At 67.8% G+C, this 16,590-nt stretch carries 15 protein-coding genes and 1 tRNA gene; 8 read left to right on the plus strand and 8 right to left on the minus strand.

The window, feature by feature from the left end; translation table 11 throughout:
• Positions 1-398 precede the first annotated feature (398 nt).
• Positions 399-2,366, plus strand: coding sequence for an acetate--CoA ligase (acs, locus tag ABRP18_RS13415; protein WP_113681256.1), 1,968 nt, complete (start codon positions 399-401; stop codon positions 2,364-2,366).
• 90 nt (positions 2,367-2,456) lie between these two features.
• Here the strand turns inward: acs and ABRP18_RS13420 are convergent, their stop codons facing one another.
• The gene (locus ABRP18_RS13420) at positions 2,457-2,915 is read right to left on the minus strand and encodes a RidA family protein (RefSeq protein ID WP_179515852.1); all 459 of its coding nucleotides are present in this window, start codon (positions 2,913-2,915) and stop codon (positions 2,457-2,459) included.
• Positions 2,912-3,136 carry a hypothetical protein gene (locus ABRP18_RS13425; RefSeq protein ID WP_021199127.1) on the minus strand — a complete coding sequence of 75 codons (225 nt, stop codon included), beginning with the start codon at positions 3,134-3,136 and terminating at the stop codon, positions 2,912-2,914. The genes ABRP18_RS13420 and ABRP18_RS13425 overlap by 4 nt, the downstream gene beginning before the upstream one ends.
• 89 nt (positions 3,137-3,225) lie before the next feature.
• Here ABRP18_RS13425 and ABRP18_RS13430 point away from each other — a divergent pair, with 89 nt between their 5' ends.
• The 7 genes from ABRP18_RS13430 to ABRP18_RS13460 all read left to right on the plus strand — a co-directional run bounded on the left by ABRP18_RS13430 (position 3,226) and on the right by ABRP18_RS13460 (position 9,602).
• Positions 3,226-5,787, plus strand: coding sequence for a transglycosylase domain-containing protein (locus ABRP18_RS13430; RefSeq protein ID WP_061016518.1), 2,562 nt, complete (start codon positions 3,226-3,228; stop codon positions 5,785-5,787).
• Positions 5,778-6,725, plus strand: a complete 948-nt coding sequence (locus ABRP18_RS13435) for a metallophosphoesterase (RefSeq protein ID WP_258546422.1) — start codon at positions 5,778-5,780, stop codon at positions 6,723-6,725. The genes ABRP18_RS13430 and ABRP18_RS13435 overlap by 10 nt, the downstream gene beginning before the upstream one ends.
• A 9-nt stretch (positions 6,726-6,734) precedes the next feature.
• A complete protein-coding gene (locus ABRP18_RS13440) occupies positions 6,735-7,280 on the plus strand; it encodes a hypothetical protein (protein WP_113681257.1) in 546 nt (181 codons plus the stop codon).
• Between the two features lie 55 nt (positions 7,281-7,335).
• Positions 7,336-7,412: transfer RNA gene (locus ABRP18_RS13445), tRNA-Pro, on the plus strand.
• 66 nt (positions 7,413-7,478) lie between these two features.
• Positions 7,479-7,955, plus strand: a complete 477-nt coding sequence (locus ABRP18_RS13450) for a VanZ family protein (RefSeq protein WP_179515851.1) — start codon at positions 7,479-7,481, stop codon at positions 7,953-7,955.
• Positions 7,952-8,707 carry an HAD-IIB family hydrolase gene (locus tag ABRP18_RS13455; protein WP_058632091.1) on the plus strand — a complete coding sequence of 252 codons (756 nt, stop codon included), beginning with the start codon at positions 7,952-7,954 and terminating at the stop codon, positions 8,705-8,707. The genes ABRP18_RS13450 and ABRP18_RS13455 overlap by 4 nt, the downstream gene beginning before the upstream one ends.
• A gap of 52 nt (positions 8,708-8,759) precedes the next feature.
• Positions 8,760-9,602: a DUF1295 domain-containing protein gene (locus ABRP18_RS13460; protein WP_058632092.1), complete on the plus strand. Its 843-nt coding sequence runs from the start codon at positions 8,760-8,762 to the stop codon at positions 9,600-9,602.
• Positions 9,603-9,640: 38 nt separating this feature from the next.
• On the opposite strand, the gene ABRP18_RS13465 is transcribed toward ABRP18_RS13460, so the two are convergent.
• The 6 genes from ABRP18_RS13465 to ABRP18_RS13490 form a co-directional block, all read right to left on the minus strand.
• Entirely contained in the window at positions 9,641-10,900 is a 1,260-nt protein-coding gene (locus ABRP18_RS13465; protein WP_179515850.1) for an alpha-hydroxy acid oxidase, read from the minus strand.
• A gap of 10 nt (positions 10,901-10,910) precedes the next feature.
• Positions 10,911-11,633, minus strand: coding sequence for a FadR/GntR family transcriptional regulator (locus tag ABRP18_RS13470; protein WP_046747910.1), 723 nt, complete (start codon positions 11,631-11,633; stop codon positions 10,911-10,913).
• Positions 11,634-11,737: 104 nt separating this feature from the next.
• Entirely contained in the window at positions 11,738-12,391 is a 654-nt protein-coding gene (locus ABRP18_RS13475; RefSeq protein ID WP_058632094.1) for a thymidine kinase, read from the minus strand.
• A 9-nt stretch (positions 12,392-12,400) separates the two neighbouring features.
• Positions 12,401-13,873: a malate:quinone oxidoreductase gene (locus ABRP18_RS13480; protein ID WP_046747908.1), complete on the minus strand. Its 1,473-nt coding sequence runs from the start codon at positions 13,871-13,873 to the stop codon at positions 12,401-12,403.
• Positions 13,874-13,955: 82 nt separating this feature from the next.
• Positions 13,956-15,026 (minus strand): aspartate-semialdehyde dehydrogenase, encoded by a 1,071-nt coding sequence (locus tag ABRP18_RS13485; protein ID WP_113681259.1) that lies wholly within the window; start codon positions 15,024-15,026, stop codon positions 13,956-13,958.
• Positions 15,027-15,206: 180 nt separating this feature from the next.
• A complete protein-coding gene (locus ABRP18_RS13490; protein WP_046747949.1) occupies positions 15,207-16,487 on the minus strand; it encodes an aspartate kinase in 1,281 nt (426 codons plus the stop codon).
• Between the last annotated feature and the right edge of the window lie 103 nt (positions 16,488-16,590).

The raw sequence follows: 16,590 nt of genomic DNA on the forward strand, positions 1-16,590 counted from the left end.
CGCAGTCGCGGAGGGGGAAGTCCAGAGAAATCCGGATCCTCCAGCGCCTGTGGAGAAGCCGGTTCGTCACCGCGTGGTGCAGTGCCTGGCTGTCGGGCAGACCGAGGATGCCCCGAGGACGCAGAGAGCGCTCCCAAAGGAATGGGCGGCATCTCACGGGGGGAATGAGATGCCGCCCACGACGTTCCACGATTGGGGGAATCGGGCACGCCAAGGCCGGAATGAGAATTCGGCTGTCGTCGAGTGTACGCAAGGCGACCGTCCTGACAAAACCGGCAACACTACCGACTTTCGGCAGTATGCGCGGCGAGGCCGCAGGGATAGATTCGCCCTGACCTGGTCGCCCACCCCCACGACCATGCTCGCAAGACCCGTATGCCGCAAAGGAGCGCCTGCCGATGAGCAGCCAGATCGACCATCTTCTCGACGAGACCCGGAAGTTCGCACCGTCGGAGGAGTTCGTCGCCCAAACCATCTCGTCGCCCGAGCTCTACGAGCGGGCGGCCGCCGACCGCGAGGGCTTCTGGGGCGAGCAGTCCCGTGAGCTGGTGCACTGGCACAAGCCGTTCACGCAGGTGCTCGACTGGACCAACCCGCCCTTCGCGAAGTGGTTCGACGACGGCGAGCTGAACGTCGCGTACAACTGCCTCGATCGCCACGTCGAGGCCGGCAACGGCGACCGCGTGGCGCTGCACTGGGAAGGCGAGCCCGGCGACTCGCGCCGCATCACCTACGCCGAGCTGACCGACGAGGTCAAGCGCGTCGCGAACGTACTGGAGGGACTCGGCATCGGTCAGGGCGACCGCGTCGCGATCTACCTGCCCATGATCCCCGAGGCGATCGCCTCCATGCTGGCCGTCGCCCGCCTCGGCGCCATCCACTCCGTGGTGTTCGGAGGATTCAGCGCCGACAGCCTCCGCTCGCGCATCGACGACGCCGGCGCCAAGCTCGTCATCACGGCGGACGGCGGCTACCGGAAGGGCCGCGTCTCCGCCCTCAAGCCCGCCGTCGACCAGGCACTCTCCGACCGCGGAGACGGCGAGCAGCAGACCGTGGAGCACGTCCTGGTCGTCAAGCGCGGCGAGAACGAGGTCGACTGGATCGAAGGCCGCGACATCTGGTGGCATGACGCCGTCCCCGCAGCCTCCGCCGAGCACACGGCACAGGCCTTCCCCGCCGAGAACCCCCTCTTCATCCTCTACACGTCGGGCACCACCGGGAAGCCCAAGGGCATCCTGCACACCTCCGGCGGGTATCTGACCCAGGCGGCGTACTCGCACAAGTACGTCTTCGACCTGCACCCGGAGACCGACGTGTTCTGGTGCACGGCCGACATCGGCTGGATCACCGGGCACAGCTACGTCGCCTACGGACCCCTCGCCAACGGTGCGACCCAGGTGCTCTACGAGGGGACGCCGGACGCCCCGCACCCCGGCCGCTGGTGGGAGCTCATCGAGAAGTACAAGGTGTCGATCTTCTACACCGCGCCGACCGCGATCCGCTCGTTCATGAAGATCGGCCGCAGCGTCCCCGCGAAGTTCGATCTCTCGTCGCTGCGACTGCTCGGCTCGGTGGGAGAGCCCATCAACCCCGAGGCGTGGATGTGGTACCGCGAGGTCATCGGCGCCGGCAAGACGCCGATCGTCGACACCTGGTGGCAGACCGAGACCGGCGCGATCATGGTGTCCGCCCTCCCCGGCGTGACGGAGACCAAACCGGGTTCGGCTCAGGTGCCGCTCCCCGGGATCTCGATCGACGTGGTGGACGAGCAGGGCGTCGAGGTCGGCAACGGCAGCGGCGGGCTGCTCGTGATCACCGAGCCGTGGCCGAGCATGCTCCGCGGCATCTGGGGCGACCCCGAACGGTACCGCGAGACCTACTGGGAGAAGTTCGAGGACCAGGGCTACTACTTCGCGGGCGACGGCGCGCGCCTCGACGACGACGGCGACCTGTGGCTGCTGGGCCGCGTCGACGACGTGATGAACGTCTCCGGCCACCGCCTGTCGACCGCGGAGATCGAGTCCTCCCTGGTCGCGCACGAGGCGACGGCGGAGGCCGCCGTGGTCGGAGCCTCGGACGAGACCACAGGACAGGCCGTGGTGGCCTTCGTCATCATCAAGGAGAGCTACCTCGCCGCGCACGAGCCCGCGGGCCTCGCGCAGCAGCTGCGCCTGTGGGTCGGCGAGCAGATCGGCGCCATCGCCCGTCCGCGCGACGTCTACATCGTCGGCGAGCTGCCGAAAACCCGCTCCGGCAAGATCATGCGTCGCCTTCTCCGCGATGTGGCCGAGGGCCGCGAGGTGGGAGACACGACGACGCTCGCCGACACGGCCGTGATGAGCATCATCTCGGCGCAGGTGAAGTAGGACGAGCAGCAGGCAAGAGAAACGCGCCTCCCCATCTCGGGGAGGCGCGTTTCTCTTGCGGACACGACGGAGGACGCCGCCGGGACGCATTCAGGCGAGGAGGAACGTCACCTCGACCTCGACCGGACTGCCGAGCGGGAGCTCCGCGACGCCGACAGCCGCCCGTGCGTGGCGCCCCGCGTCACCGAAGATCTCACCGAGCACCTCGCTCGCGCCGTTGATGACGGCGGGCTGCCCCGTGAAACCGTCCGCGGATCCGACGAACCCGCCGACGCGGAGCACACCGCCGATGCAGTCGACACCACCCGCGGCATCCGCCGCCGCGGCCAGAGCGTTCAGCGCACACGTGCGGGCGTAGGTCTTCGCATCCTCGGCGGAGACGTCGGCGCCCACCTTGCCCGTGGCCGGCAGCGCACCGTCGACGAACGGCAGCTGGCCCGAGGTGTAGACGAGGCCCCCGTGCACGACCGCAGGGACGTAAGCGGCGACCGGGGCGGCGACCGGAGGCAGCTCGATGCCGAGCTCGGCGAGGCGGGCGGAGACGCTCATGCCTGGCCTCCCTCGAACTGACGGGCGGCCTGTTCTGCGGCGGCGAGGCCGGCATTCGTCGACGCGTCGGACGTGACGGGGCGCTTCAGGTAGGCGACGAGCCCGCCTTCGGGCCCCTGCACGACCTGCACGAGCTCCCAGCCCTGCTTGCCCCAGTTGTTGAGGATGGCTGCCGTGTTGTGGATCAGCAGCGGCGTGGTGAGGTACTCCCACGTGGTCATGGCACTCCTGTCGATCGGGGCGCGGCACCGGAAATCCGGGGCGGGCTCGTCAAAGGCGGTATTCAGGGAACTCCCCTACGATCAAGCGTATGCCCCAAAAGAATCGCACGGTGAGAGGCGTGCTCGGCGGTCTCGTCGGGCTCGTCGGCCTGAGCGCCGTCGCCGGTCTCCTCGTCACGGCCAGCGTCACCCCGGTGCTCGCGATGACCGGCCTCGCAGGCACCCAGGCTCTCACCCTCTTCGATCAGCTCCCCGAGAGCCTCGACCCGAGCACGCCGATGGAGCAGTCGACCATCTACGCGACCGCCCCCGACGGTTCGCAGGTCGAGCTCGCGTCGTTCTACGAGCAGAACCGCGTGCCGGTGACCTACGAGCAGGTCTCCCCCACCCTCTACGACGCGATCCTGTCGAGTGAGGACAAGAACTTCTACAGTCACGGCGGCGTCAACATCGGCGCGACCGTGAAGGCCCTGGTCGACAACGTACGAGGCACCTCCAGCCGTGGTGCCTCGACGATCAGCCAGCAGTACGTGAAGAACGTGCTGATCCAGAAGTGCGAGCAGGACGTCGACACCACGTCTGACACCTACTCGGAAGACCTCCAGCAGTGCTGGCTCGACGCCACCAACGCGACAGGGGCGAAGGGCATCGAGCGCAAGCTGCAGGAGATGCGCTACGCGATCCAGATCGAGAAGGACTTCTCCAAGAACGACATCCTCCTCGGCTACCTGAACATCGCCAACTTCGGTGGAACCGTGTACGGCATCGAGGCGGCCGCGAACTACTACTTCTCCACGACGGCCGCGAACCTCACGGTCGCGCAGTCGGCGACTCTCGCCGGCATCGTGCAGAACCCGAACACCTACCGGATCGACAAGCCGGAAGGCACGATCACGAACTCCGAGGGCGTGGCGCTGAACACGGCCGCGGATGGGTACGCACTCACGAAGGACCGCCGTCACTACGTGCTGGGTCGCATGCTCGCCGACGGCAAGATCACGCAGGCACAGTACGACGAGGCCGACGCATCGGAGATCGCGCCCGCGCTCAACCCCCCGACGCAGGGGTGTGCATCCGCCGGAACCAGCGCGTACTTCTGCCAGTACGTGAAGTCGATCGTCCTGAACGACGAGGCCTTCGGGAAGACGCAGCAGGAGCGCACGGATCTGCTCCGCCGCGGTGGCCTGAAGATCTACACCACGCTGGACTACCGCATCCAGAACCCGGCCGCCGAGAGCATGTCCGAGATCGTTCCCGCCAACGCCGACAACCAGAACTTCGGCGCCGCCGGCGTCTCGGTCGAGGTCGGCACCGGACGAATCCTCTCGATGACGCAGAACACCATGTTCACCGAGACGCCCACCGACGACCAGGCCTACACATCGCTGGTGTTCGCCGGTGACAAGGACCACGGCAACTCTGGGGGCTTCCAGGTCGGATCGACCTACAAGCTGTTCACGCTGATCGACTGGCTCGAGAAGGGCCACTCCGTCAACGAGGTGCTCAACGGAAGCGTCCAGACGAATCTGAGGATCCCCGTGTGCGGCGCCAAGCAGAGCACCGACACGAAGAAGATCGGCAACTTCGGCGGCGGCGGCGGCGGGACGAGCTCGGTGCTGAACTTCACGAGGAACTCCCTCAACAGTGGGTACTTCGCGATGGCGTCGAAGCTCGATGTCTGCGACATCAACAAGGTTGCCGACCGCATGGGTGTGACGCTCGCGAACGGTGGCAAGGTCACCGACGAGAACGTCCCCTTCGATGTGCTGGGACCGAAGAACATCTCTCCTCTCGCCATGGCGAACGCCTATGCGACCGTCGCGAGCGGCGGAAAGTACTGCACGCCTCGCGCGATCGATCGCGTGGTCGGCGCCGACGGTAAAGACCGCGAGTTGCCCGCGTCGTCCTGCACCGACGGCGTGCTGCAGCCCGAGATCGCGGCGACTGCCGCCTTCGCGCTGCAGAGCGTGATGAGCGGCGGTGGCACCGGATCCCGCGCCAACCCGAACGACGGCACTCCCCTCATCGGCAAGACCGGTACGCACGACCGCTGGTCGACCATGATGATCGAGTCCAGCACCAAGGTCACCACCGCGGTCTGGGCGGGTCGCTGGCAGGGTCAGGCCAACATCTACCAGAAGCGGGCCAACGGCTGGAACCTCAACGACATGCGATACCCCCTGGCCAAGGCCGCGCAGGGGGCAGCCAACGCCGCGTACGGCGGAGACGCCTTCCCGAAGCCGGACGGCAAGCTGACCCGACAGCAGCTGACGACGGTTCCGAGCGTCGTGGGCAAGTCCGTCGAGGAGGCGACCGGCATCCTCACCGACGCCGGCTTCCAGGTCTCCGTCGGAGGGGCGGTCGACAGCGATCTCGCCGCCGGTCTGGTCGCCGGTCAGGACCCCACAGGGGAAGCTCCGAACGGCGCGACGGTCACGCTCACGACCAGTAACGGCCAGGGGACGACCGTCCCCGCGAACCTCGTGGGGATGTCGAGAGCTCAGGCGACCGCTGCGCTCGGGGCGGCCGGCTTCACGGACATCGAGTTCGACAACTCGTGCAATCCGCCGACATCCGTCGTGGGCAACTCCGACCCTGCGCCGGGCACTGCGGCCAGCAAGTCCACCGCCGTGCGTGTGACGTGCCAGTAGCGGCACGACGCGGCGCGCACCCGGCCCTCATCGCGCTCGGCGCGGTGGGGGCCGTGGGTGCCGGCGCTGCCATCTGGGGCATCGGCATCGAGCGGTACCTGTTCACCGTGCGCGAGGCCTCAGCAGTGGCCCTTCCGCCCGGCGCAGCACCGCTGCGCATCCTGCACATCTCCGATGCGCACATGGCGCCGTGGCAGCATCGCAAACAGGACTGGCTCGCCTCCCTCGCCGAACTGAAGCCCGACCTCATCGTGAACACCGGGGACAACCTCGGCCATGAGAACGGACTCGACGGCATCCGGCGTGCCTTCGCTCCGTTCGCCGGTATCCCCGGCGTGTTCGTGCATGGCTCGAACGACGTGGCAGCGCCGTCTCCGCGGAACCCCTTCCGCTACTTCCTCGGCCCATCCAAGAAGAACCACAAACCGGAGCTGCTCGACACCGACGCGATGGACCGGTACTTCACGGATGAGTTGGGCTGGACCGACCTGAACAATGCCGCAGCACGGTTGCGCATCGCAGGCACCGACGTCCATCTCTTCGGCGTCGACGACGCCCACCGTGACTGGGACCGGCTGGACGAGCTTCCCGACGCGATCTCGGCACTCGGCGCTCGTGACGCGGCGACGCCCGTCCTCGGCGTCACGCACGCGCCGTATCAGCGGGTGCTCAACGGCTTCACCGATCTCGGCGCCGATGCGATCCTCGGAGGCCACACGCACGGCGGTCAGGTGTGCATTCCCGGGTACGGGGCTCTCGTGGCGAATTGCGACATCCCGCTCAAGCAGGCCAAGGGGCTCAGCACCTGGTCGCACGGCGGACGCACCGTGCCGCTCAACGTCAGCGCGGGGTGCGGACACTCCATCTACGCGCCGGTCCGCTTCGCCTGTCGACCCGAGGCGACGCTTCTCACGCTCACGGCACAGCCTCGGCGCTGAGCGCGCCGGGTGACGCAGTTGCTTCCGCCCGGCGAGGCGAAGACGGCACGGACCGCAGCCTTCGGGGCGAGCGCGATGTACCTCCTGATCCCACTGACGTTCTCGGTGCTCGCTCTGCCCCTCGTCAGTGAGGCCACGCGCCCACCGCTCGGACTGGCGGATTGGCCTCGATCCGCCCTCACTCTGCTCGCGGTGTCCATCATCGGTGTCCTGCTGCCCGCGATGGCTCTCCTCCGTGGAATCCGCTCGCTCGTGCGTCCCCCTGCGCGCGTGCTTCTCGCCGCTCTCGCATTCCTGTTCACGCTGATCTGGGGTGTGATCGTCGCGTGGGCCATCGGTCTGGGCGCCAGCGGAGGGAACAGCGAAAGTGCCGTCGGGATGCTGTCCGTGTGGGTGTTGACGACGTCGAATGTCTGGCCCATCCTGGTCACAGCCGGTTGCATGGCTCTGCCACGCGGGCGTGCGCGCCTCATCACGCTCGCGGCATCCACGGGCGGGGGGCTCCTGCTCCTGATCGTCGCGCTCATCACCGTACGCATCACCGCACAGGTGTGATCCGGCCTCGATTCGGCGCGGGGAGCATTTCCCTGTAGACTCGGAGGGTTGCAAACGGGGTGTGGCGCAGCTTGGTAGCGCGCTTCGTTCGGGACGAAGAGGTCGCAGGTTCAAATCCTGTCACCCCGACCAGTAACACCGGAAGGCCGCCCTCAGGGGCGGCCTTCTCTGTACCGGGACCGTGCACGAAGGGAACGCATGAGCTCTCTGCTCCCGCCGCCGCGCCGTTTCACCCGGGTATGGGCGCTCGCCCTCAGCGTCCCGTTCCTGATCGGCCTCGCCGCCCTCACCCTCACGCCATCGAAGGTCGAGGACTCGATGCCGAATCTGCTCGACGTCATCCTCACGACCACACACCGTCTCGGCTGGGAGTGGCTCGACTTCACGCGGCTCGAGATCATCGCGAACGTGCTGGTCTTCGTGCCGGTCGGCATCCTCGCCTTCCTGCTCCTCCCCCGCCGCGTGTGGTTCCTCGCACTGTTGGTGGGACCGCTGCTGTCCGCGATGATCGAGACCGCTCAGCGCATGGCTCTCCCCCACCGCGCGGCGACCGTGAACGATGTCGTGGCCAACTCCACCGGCGCGATCCTCGGCGTCGCCGTCGCGGTCGTCTTCACCCTGCTGCTCGCCCCGAGATCCTCTCAGCGTCCACCTTCTAAGCTGGAGACATCATGACCACGCCCACGCTCGTCGCCTTCGATCTCGATGACACGCTCGCCCCTTCGAAGGGTCTGATCGACCCGAGGATCGCCGATCTGCTGCGCGCACTCCTGCGCACCGTCGACGTCGCCATCATCTCCGGCGGCAACGAGGCGCAGTTCCGATCGCAGGTCGTCGCCCGACTCGGCGATGCGGATGCCGCTGACCTCGCGCGCCTGCACCTGCTGCCCACCTGCGGCACCCGCTACCTCCGCCACGACGGCACGGACTTCGCACCGGTCTACGCGCACGATCTCAGCGACGCAGACAAGCAGGCGGCTCTCACGGCTCTGCGCGAGGAGGCCGAGCGCCTCGGGCTGTGGGAAGCCGAGCCGTGGGGCGACATCCTGGAAGACCGCGGATCCCAGATCACGTTCTCGGCACTCGGGCAGCGCGCACCGCGCGAGGCGAAGCACGACTGGGACCCGACGGGCGCCAAGCGGAGCGCTCTGAGGGACGCCGTCGCCGCACGTCTGCCCGGCCTCGAGGTCCGCTCCGGTGGATCGACCTCCATCGACATCACCCAGGCAGGCATCGACAAGGCCTTCGGCATGCGGCAGCTCGCCGAACACACCGGCATCGCCCTCACCGACATGCTGTTCTACGGCGACCGGCTCGATGAGGGCGGGAACGACTATCCGGTGCTCGCGATCGGCGTGCCCTCCATCGCCGTGGAGGGTTGGGAAGACACCGCCGACAGACTCGACGCACTCCTGCTGACCCTCTGATCCACATGGTGCCGTGCGGCACGCCACCGCCGCATGGTCCTAGCATGGCGTCATGGATGCCCTGCTGATCGTCATCGTCGTCGCCGCGGTCTCCAGTGCGGCCTGCTGGGTGCTCTCCCTGATCACCCGTGACACCTCCTGGGTCGATCGCGCCTGGTCGATCGTCCCCGTCGCCTATGTGTGGATCTTCGTCGCTGGGGCCTTCGTGAACGGCGAGGGTTCGGCACGCGTCGTCCTGATGGGTGTCCTGGCGACGGCGTGGGGAGCCCGGCTGACCTTCAACTTCGCCCGCAAGGGCGGCTACACCGGGATGGAGGACTACCGCTGGGCGATCCTCCGAGGACGCATGCGTCCCTGGCAGTTCCAGATCTTCAACCTGCTGTTCATCATCTGCTACCAGATGGCGCTGCTCGTGCTCATCACGCTGCCGGCTGCCCTCGCCGCCCGGAATCCGTCTGCGCTCACCGGATGGGATGCGCTGTTCATCGCCGCGTTCCTCGCGTTCCTGGTCGGCGAGACGATCGCCGACCAGCAGCAGTGGGTGTTCCATCAGCGGAAGAAGAAGGCGGGCGGCACCCTCCCTCCCGGCTTCGCCACGACCGGACTGTTCCGGTACAGCAGGCACCCCAACTTCTTCTTCGAGCAGGCGCAGTGGTGGGCCTTCTACGCGATCGGTGCGACGGCAGCGGTCGCGGGTGGCGCCGGAGTCATCGGCGGCGTGCTGAACCCGACGATCATCGGACCCGCGCTCCTCACCGTGCTGTTCATCGGCTCGACGATCTTCACCGAGTCGATCACCGCGTCGAAGTACCCGGCATACGCCGACTACCGCCGCACGACATCGATGCTCGTGCCGTGGCCTCCACGCACGCGATCCGTGGCCACGCAGTCCTGAAGCCGGCGCCCACCGGGTGCTGACGCTCAGGCAGGATCTCAGCTCACGCGGGCCTCCGCGGCGGCACGTGCGACCGGAACCAGCCTGGTCAGCTGGGTCACGTGCGCGGGCTCGAGCTCGGCGAGGGACGCGACACCCAGCAGGCGCATCGTGCGCTCGATCTCGCTGCGCAGGATCGCGATCGTGCGGTCGACGCCCTGACGTCCACCCGCCATCAGACCGTAGAGGTAGGCCCGCCCGATCAGCGTGAAGTCCGCGCCGAGCGCCACCGCGGCGACGATGTCGGCGCCGTTCATGATGCCGGTGTCGATCATGACCGTGAAGTCGTCGCCGACCGCCCGACGCACCTCCGGCAGCAGATGGAAGGGGATCGGCGCGCGGTCGAGCTGACGCCCTCCGTGGTTCGAGAGGACGATGCCGTCGACTCCGGCGTCACGCAGGCGCACCGAGTCCTCGACGTTCTGCACGCCCTTGATGACGATCTTGCCCGGCCAGATGTCGCGGATCACCGCGAGATCGTCGTAGCTGATCGTCGGGTCCATCGCCGCATCCAGCAGCTCCCCCACCGTGCCCCCTGTGGTGCTGAGGGAGGCGAACTCGAGCTTCGGCGTGGTGAGGAAGTCATACCACCACCACGGCCGCGGAATCGCGTTGATGATCGTGCCGAGCGTGAGCTGAGGCGGGATGCTGAAACCGTTGCGCTTGTCACGAAGGCGCGCACCGGCGACCGGAGTGTCGACCGTGAACTGGAGGGTGTCGAAGCCCGCCGCCGCCGCACGACGGGTGAGTTCGTAGGAGATCTCGCGGTCGCGCATGACGTAGAGCTGGAACCAGTTGCGCCCCTGCGGGTTGGCAGCCTTGACACCCTCGATCGAGGTGGTGCCGAGCGTGGAGAGCGTGAACGGGATGCCGGCGGCCGCGGCAGCTCCGGCACCGGCGGTCTCCCCCTCGGTCTGCATCAGGCGCGTGAAGCCGGTGGGCGCGATCCCGAAAGGCAGAGCGGACGGACCGCCGAGGATCTCGACGGTCGTGTCGACCGTGGGAGCCGGACGCAGGATGCCGGGATGGAACTCCACGTCCCGGAAAGCCTGACGGGCCCGGGTGAGGGACAGCTCGCCCTCCGCGGCTCCGTCGGTGTAGTCGAAGGCCGCCTTGGGCGTGCGTCGCTTGGCGATCAGGCGCAGGTCGTCGATGGTGAGGGCCCCCTCCAGCCGTCGCTTGCGGCCGTCGAGCTCCGGCTTCTTGAACTTCATCAGCTCGAGGAGTTCGGCGGGGTTGGGGAACTGGCGCTGCACCATGATGTGCCTCTCAGATCTGGGGGTGAATCTCACGGGTGAGGCCCGTGGACGTGTAGTAGCCGGTGATGTGCGTGTGGATCAGGGACCGCGCGGCATCCACGTCGCCGGCATCGATCGCGGCGACCAGCGCGCGGTGCTCGGCACGGAGCCGGGCCGACATCGCCTCCCAGTCCGGGATGGTGGCGACGCCCGCCTGCACGTAGGACTCGATCGAGGAACGCAGGCCAGCCATCATCGCGGCGATGACCGTGTTGCCGCTGGCCTCGGCGAGCGAGAGGTGCAGCTGAGCGTCGAGGGCGAGGAACTCCGATGGCGAGAGCAGGGGTTCGTCCATCGCGGCGAGCAGTTCCCGCGCGCGGCTCGTGTCACGCTCCGGTGCGCCGGCCATCGCCACCACCACCGCATCCTCGAGCACCAGACGAGTCCGCACGACATCGTCGAGGGGGAACCCCTGCGCCGCGACCTGAAGCCTCAGCAGCGCTGACATGCCTCCCGTGGGCGTCGCGATCACGATGGCCCCCGACTGCGGGCCGGAACCGGTCGCGGTGCGGATGAGCCCCATCACCTCGAGCACGCGGAACGCCTCACGGACGCTCGAGCGCCCGACGCCGAGCTCGGTGGCGAGATCCCGCTCGGACGGCAGTCGGTCACCTGGGCCGAGGCGCGCGTCGAGCAGGTCGCGTTCGATGTGCTCGAGCACGAGGCGCCAAGCGCGTGCCGGCTGGTCCGCCATCGATCCTCCTGTGGTCTGACCACAGAGTATCGCGTGTGGTCAGACCACGCAAACAGGGTCGCCGACACACCCGCTGCGCCGGGCGCGGGTGGAGGGCGGCGGGCTCAGCCCAGGCGTCCGCCGGATTCCTCGAGATAGCAGGTGCCGCACAGCGACTCGTAAGTGGTCAGCTCGGGCGACGCCGACCCGGTCGCGCCCTCGTCGATGGCGACCTGGTCGCCGTCGAACACGAAGCGCCCGCCCACGACGCGGCCATTGAACACGGCCTTCCGTCCGCACCGGCAGATGGTCTTGAGCTCCTCCAGCGAGTGCGCGATCGCGAGCAGGCGCGCGGAACCGGGAAAGGCGTGCGTGAGGAAGTCGTTCCGGATGCCGTAGGCGATCACCGGGATGCCGTCGACGACGGCGATACGGAAGAGATCGTCGACCTGAGTCGGGGTGAGGAACTGCGCCTCGTCGATCAGCAGGCACGCGACGTCGCGCGGGCCTTCGGGAAGCAGCTCGTCGTCGGCCGCATGCTGCATGCGCTCACGATGCTTCGCGAACACCCTTCGTGCATCGTCGTCGGGGGCGATGAGGAAGTCGACCCGGCGTGTGACGCCCAGCCGACTCTCGATCTCGGACGCGCCCTTGGTATCGATCGCCGGCTTCGCGAGCAGCACCCGCTGCCCACGCTCCTCGTAGTTGTAGGCAGCCTGCAGCAGAGCGGTCGACTTGCCCGAGTTCATCGCGCCGTAGCGGAAGTAGAGCTTCGCCACGGGACGATCTCAGACGTTGATGCCGAGGACGGCTGCCGTGGCTTCGGTCGACTTCTCAGCGAGCTCCGGGTTCTCGTTCAGCTTCTCACCGAATGTGGGGATCAGGGCACGCAGCTCCGGCTCCCACCCCGGGTACTCGGCCGGGAAGCACTTCTTGAGCAGGTCGAGCATGATCGGGACGGCGGTGGATGCTCCGGGCGACGCCCCCAGCAGGCCCGCGATGGAACCGTCGGCCGCCGCGACGACCTCGGTGCCGAACTGCAGGATGCCACCCTTCTTCGGGTCCTTCTTCATCACCTGGGCGCGCTGACCGGCATCGATGAGGGTCCAGTCCTCATCCTTGGCCGTGGGCATGAAGGTGCGGAGGCTGTCGACCTTCTTGGCGTGGTTCTTCAGCAGCTCGCTCACGAGATACGTGATGAGGTCGGGGTTCTTCACCGCGACCTGCAGCATCGGCAGCAGATTGTGCGCACGCACCTGGGTGACGATGTCGAGCATCGAGCCGTTCTTCAGGAACTTCGGGCTGAAGGTCGCGAACGGTCCGAACATGAGCGAGGCCTCGCCATCGACGACACGGGTGTCGAGGTGCGGGACCGACATGGGCGGAGCGCCGACCGACGCCTGCGAGTACACCTTCGCCTTGTGCTGAGCGACGATGGTCGGGTTCGTGGTCTTGAGGAACTGCCCGCCGATCGGGAAGACGCCGTAGCCCTTGATCTCGGGGATGCCGGAATTCTGCAGCAGCTTGAGCGCCCAGCCACCCGCACCGACGAACACGAAGCGGGCCCTGACCTCGCTCGGGGTGTGACCGATGCTGTTGCGGTACTTGACCAGCCAGGTTCCGTCCTTCTGCTTCTTCAGGCTGCGCACCTCGTGATTCGTGCGCAACGACACGCCAGCGTCGGTCAGGTGGTCGAAGAGCTGGTGCGTGAGGGAGCCGAAGTCGACATCGGTACCGGCGGGCACACGCGTCGCAGCGAAGGGCTCGCCCTTGCGCCGCTGCTGCATGAGCAGCGGCGCCCACTTGTTGATGACGCGAGAGTCCTCGCTGTACTCGATGCCCGCGAACAGCGGTTGCTTCTTCAGCACCTCGTAGCGGTTCTTGAGGTAGGCGACGTCCTTCTCGCCCCGCACGAACGTCATGTGCGGTGTCGCGTTGATGAAGGTCGACGGCTCGTCGAGCACGCCCCGCTCCACCAGAGACGACCAGAACTGACGGCTCTGCTGGAACTGCTCGTTGATCGACACCGCCTTGGCGGGGTCGAGGGGAGCGTCGCCCTGCTGGGGCATGTAGTTCAGCTCGCACAGGGCGGCGTGGCCCGTGCCGGCGTTGTTCCACGGGTTGGAGCTCTCCTGAGCCACCTCGGAGAGTCGCTCGAAGGCGACGATCTTCCACTCCGGCTGCAGCTCGTGCAGGAGAGTACCCAGGGTGGCGCTCATGATGCCACCGCCGATCAGGACGACATCGACGTTTTCAGTCACCGAGCCAGTCTAGTTCGCGGGCGCGCTGCCGCCGACCATGCGGCGGGTTCCACCAGACCGCTTCCACATGACGGGGATGCAGTCAGGCTATGACCGCCAGGCGCTCGGCCAGGATCTCGGCGATCTGCACCGCGTTCAGCGCGGCACCCTTGCGCAGGTTGTCGTTGCTGAGGAACAGCACGAGCCCCTTGCCCTCGGGGGCGGACTGGTCGGCACGGATGCGACCCACGAAGCTCGGGTCCTGCCCCGCAGCCTGCAGCGGCGTCGGCACCTCGTCGAGCACGACGCCGGGCGCAGCGCTCAAGACCTCGCGTGCACGCTCGGGCGTGATGTCGTCGGCGAACTCGACGTTGATCGACAGCGAGTGCCCGGTGAAGACCGGTACGCGCACGCAGGTGCCGGCGACGCGAAGATCGGGGAGTTCGAGGATCTTGCGGCTCTCGTTGCGGAGCTTCTTCTCCTCGTCCGTCTCGTTGTCGCCATCCTCGACGAGGTTGCCGGCGAACGGGATGACATCGAACGCGATGGGCGCGATGTACTTCTCCGGCTCGGGGAAGTCGACCGCGGATCCGTCGTGCACGAGGCGCAGGGTGTCGCCCTGGGCCAGCACTCCCTCGACCTGACCGAGGAGCTCCTGGGCACCGGCGAGACCGGACCCGGAGACGGCCTGGTAGGTGGAGACGATCAGACGCTCGAGACCGGCCTCCGCGTGCAGCGCCTTCAGCACGGGCATCGCGGCCATCGTGGTGCAGTTCGGGTTCGCGATGATGCCCTTGGGGCGCTCGTCGATCGCGTGCGGGTTGACCTCGCTGACCACGAGCGGCACCTCGGGGTCCATGCGCCAGGCGCTGGAGTTGTCGACGACCACGGCGCCGGCTGCGGCGAATCGGGGTGCGTAGGCACGGCTCGCCGTGGCACCGGCCGAGAACAGGGCGATATCGATCCCCGCAGCGTCCGCGCTCTCGACGTCTTCCACGATGACGGTGGCGCCGCCGAACTCGATCGCCGTGCCGGCAGAGCGCGCGGACGAGAACAGCCGCAGATCGCGGATCGGGAACGACCGCTCGGCGAGAATCTCGCGCATCACGGTGCCCACCTGGCCGGTGGCGCCGACGATGGCGACGGAGAGTCCTGAATCGGAGATGCGGGTCATGATGTTCCTTGGCGTCGTGCGGTACTGCGTACGAGGCTTCGGGCGCGGCGTCGGGGTGCTGAGGCTGCGCCTGGCGCCGGTGTCAGGGTTGCGGTGAGTCTACCGCGACCGGAAGGAGTGCCGGCTCTCCGCTCCCCGCACTCGAGTCGTCGGCAGGAAAACGAGGGGGAACGGCAGAGATCAGCGGCCGGTGCCGGCGTGGACCGTGGCCTCGGCGTCGCCGTCGAGCCCATAGGCGGTGTGCACGGTGCGAGCGGCCTCGGTGAGGTCGGTGTCGCGGAGCACCACGGAGATGCGGATCTCGGAGGTCGAGATCATCTCGATGTTGATTCCTCCGGCGGAGAGCGCCTCGAAGAGCGTCGCGGAGACGCCCGAGTGCGTGCGCATGCCCGCCCCGACGACCGAGAGCTTGCCGATCTGGTCGTCGTGGATCAGGTTCTGGAACCCGACCTCGGTCTGCTCCCCCGCGAGGGCCTTGAGGGCACCGGCGGCATCCGCCTTCGGCACAGTGAAGGAGATGTCGGTGCGTCCGGTCGCCGACACGTTCTGCACGATCATGTCGACGTTGGCGCCCGACTTCGCGACGATCTTGAAGATCTCGGCGGCCTTGCCCGGCACGTCGGGCACGCCCGCGACCGTGATCTTGGCCTGGCTGAAGTCGGTGGCGACGCCGGCGACGATCGGTTCTTCCATGACTGCTCCCTCGGCTTCGCGAGGGTTCTTCATGCCCTCGCCCAGAACGTACGTGCCCTCGGACGACGAGAAGGTCGACCGGGCGTGAATGAGGACCCCGTGGCGGCGTGCGTACTCGACGGCGCGGATGTACAACACCTTGGCCCCGTTGGCTGCGAGCTCGAGCATCTCCTCGCTCGAGACGTGGTCGAGCTTCTGCGCCTTCGGGATCACACGCGGATCGGCGGTGAAGATGCCGTCGACGTCGCTGTAGATCTCGCACACGTCGGCGTCGAGCGCGGCGGCGAGCGCGACGGCGGTGGTGTCGGATCCTCCACGACCGAGGGTCGTGATGTCGCGGGTGTCGCGGTTGAAGCCCTGGAACCCGGCCACGATCACGATCGCCCCTTCGTCGAGGGCTTCACGCAGGCGCACCGGCGTCACGTCGACGATGCGGGCGGCACCGTGCTGCGAGTCGGTGATCATGCCCGCCTGGCTGCCGGTGAAGGAGCGCGCCTCGAAGCCCATCGAGTGGATCGCCATGGCCAGCAGCGCCATCGAGATGCGCTCTCCGCTGGAGAGCAGCATGTCCAGCTCGCGCGGAGCAGGGATCGGTGCGACCTCGTTCGCGAGGTCGAGCAGCTCGTCGGTGGTGTCGCCCATGGCGCTCACGGCGACCACGACGTCGTGTCCTGCGCGACGCGTGTCGACGATGCGCTTGGCGACGCGCTTGATGCTCTCTGCGTCGGCGACGGATGAGCCGCCGTACTTCTGCACGATGAGGGCCACGATCACTCCCTGGGATGATGGGCGGATCCGCCCACGCTCATTCTACGATCGGCGCGTATGCCCCGCCGCGCATGTGACGCCTGCCGGGTGCGCGGCGAGCAGG

Origin of the sequence: Microbacterium sp. WHRI 7836 (assembly GCF_040223885.2) — a bacterium.
Taxonomy (GTDB): Bacteria; Actinomycetota; Actinomycetes; order Actinomycetales; family Microbacteriaceae; genus Microbacterium; species Microbacterium oxydans.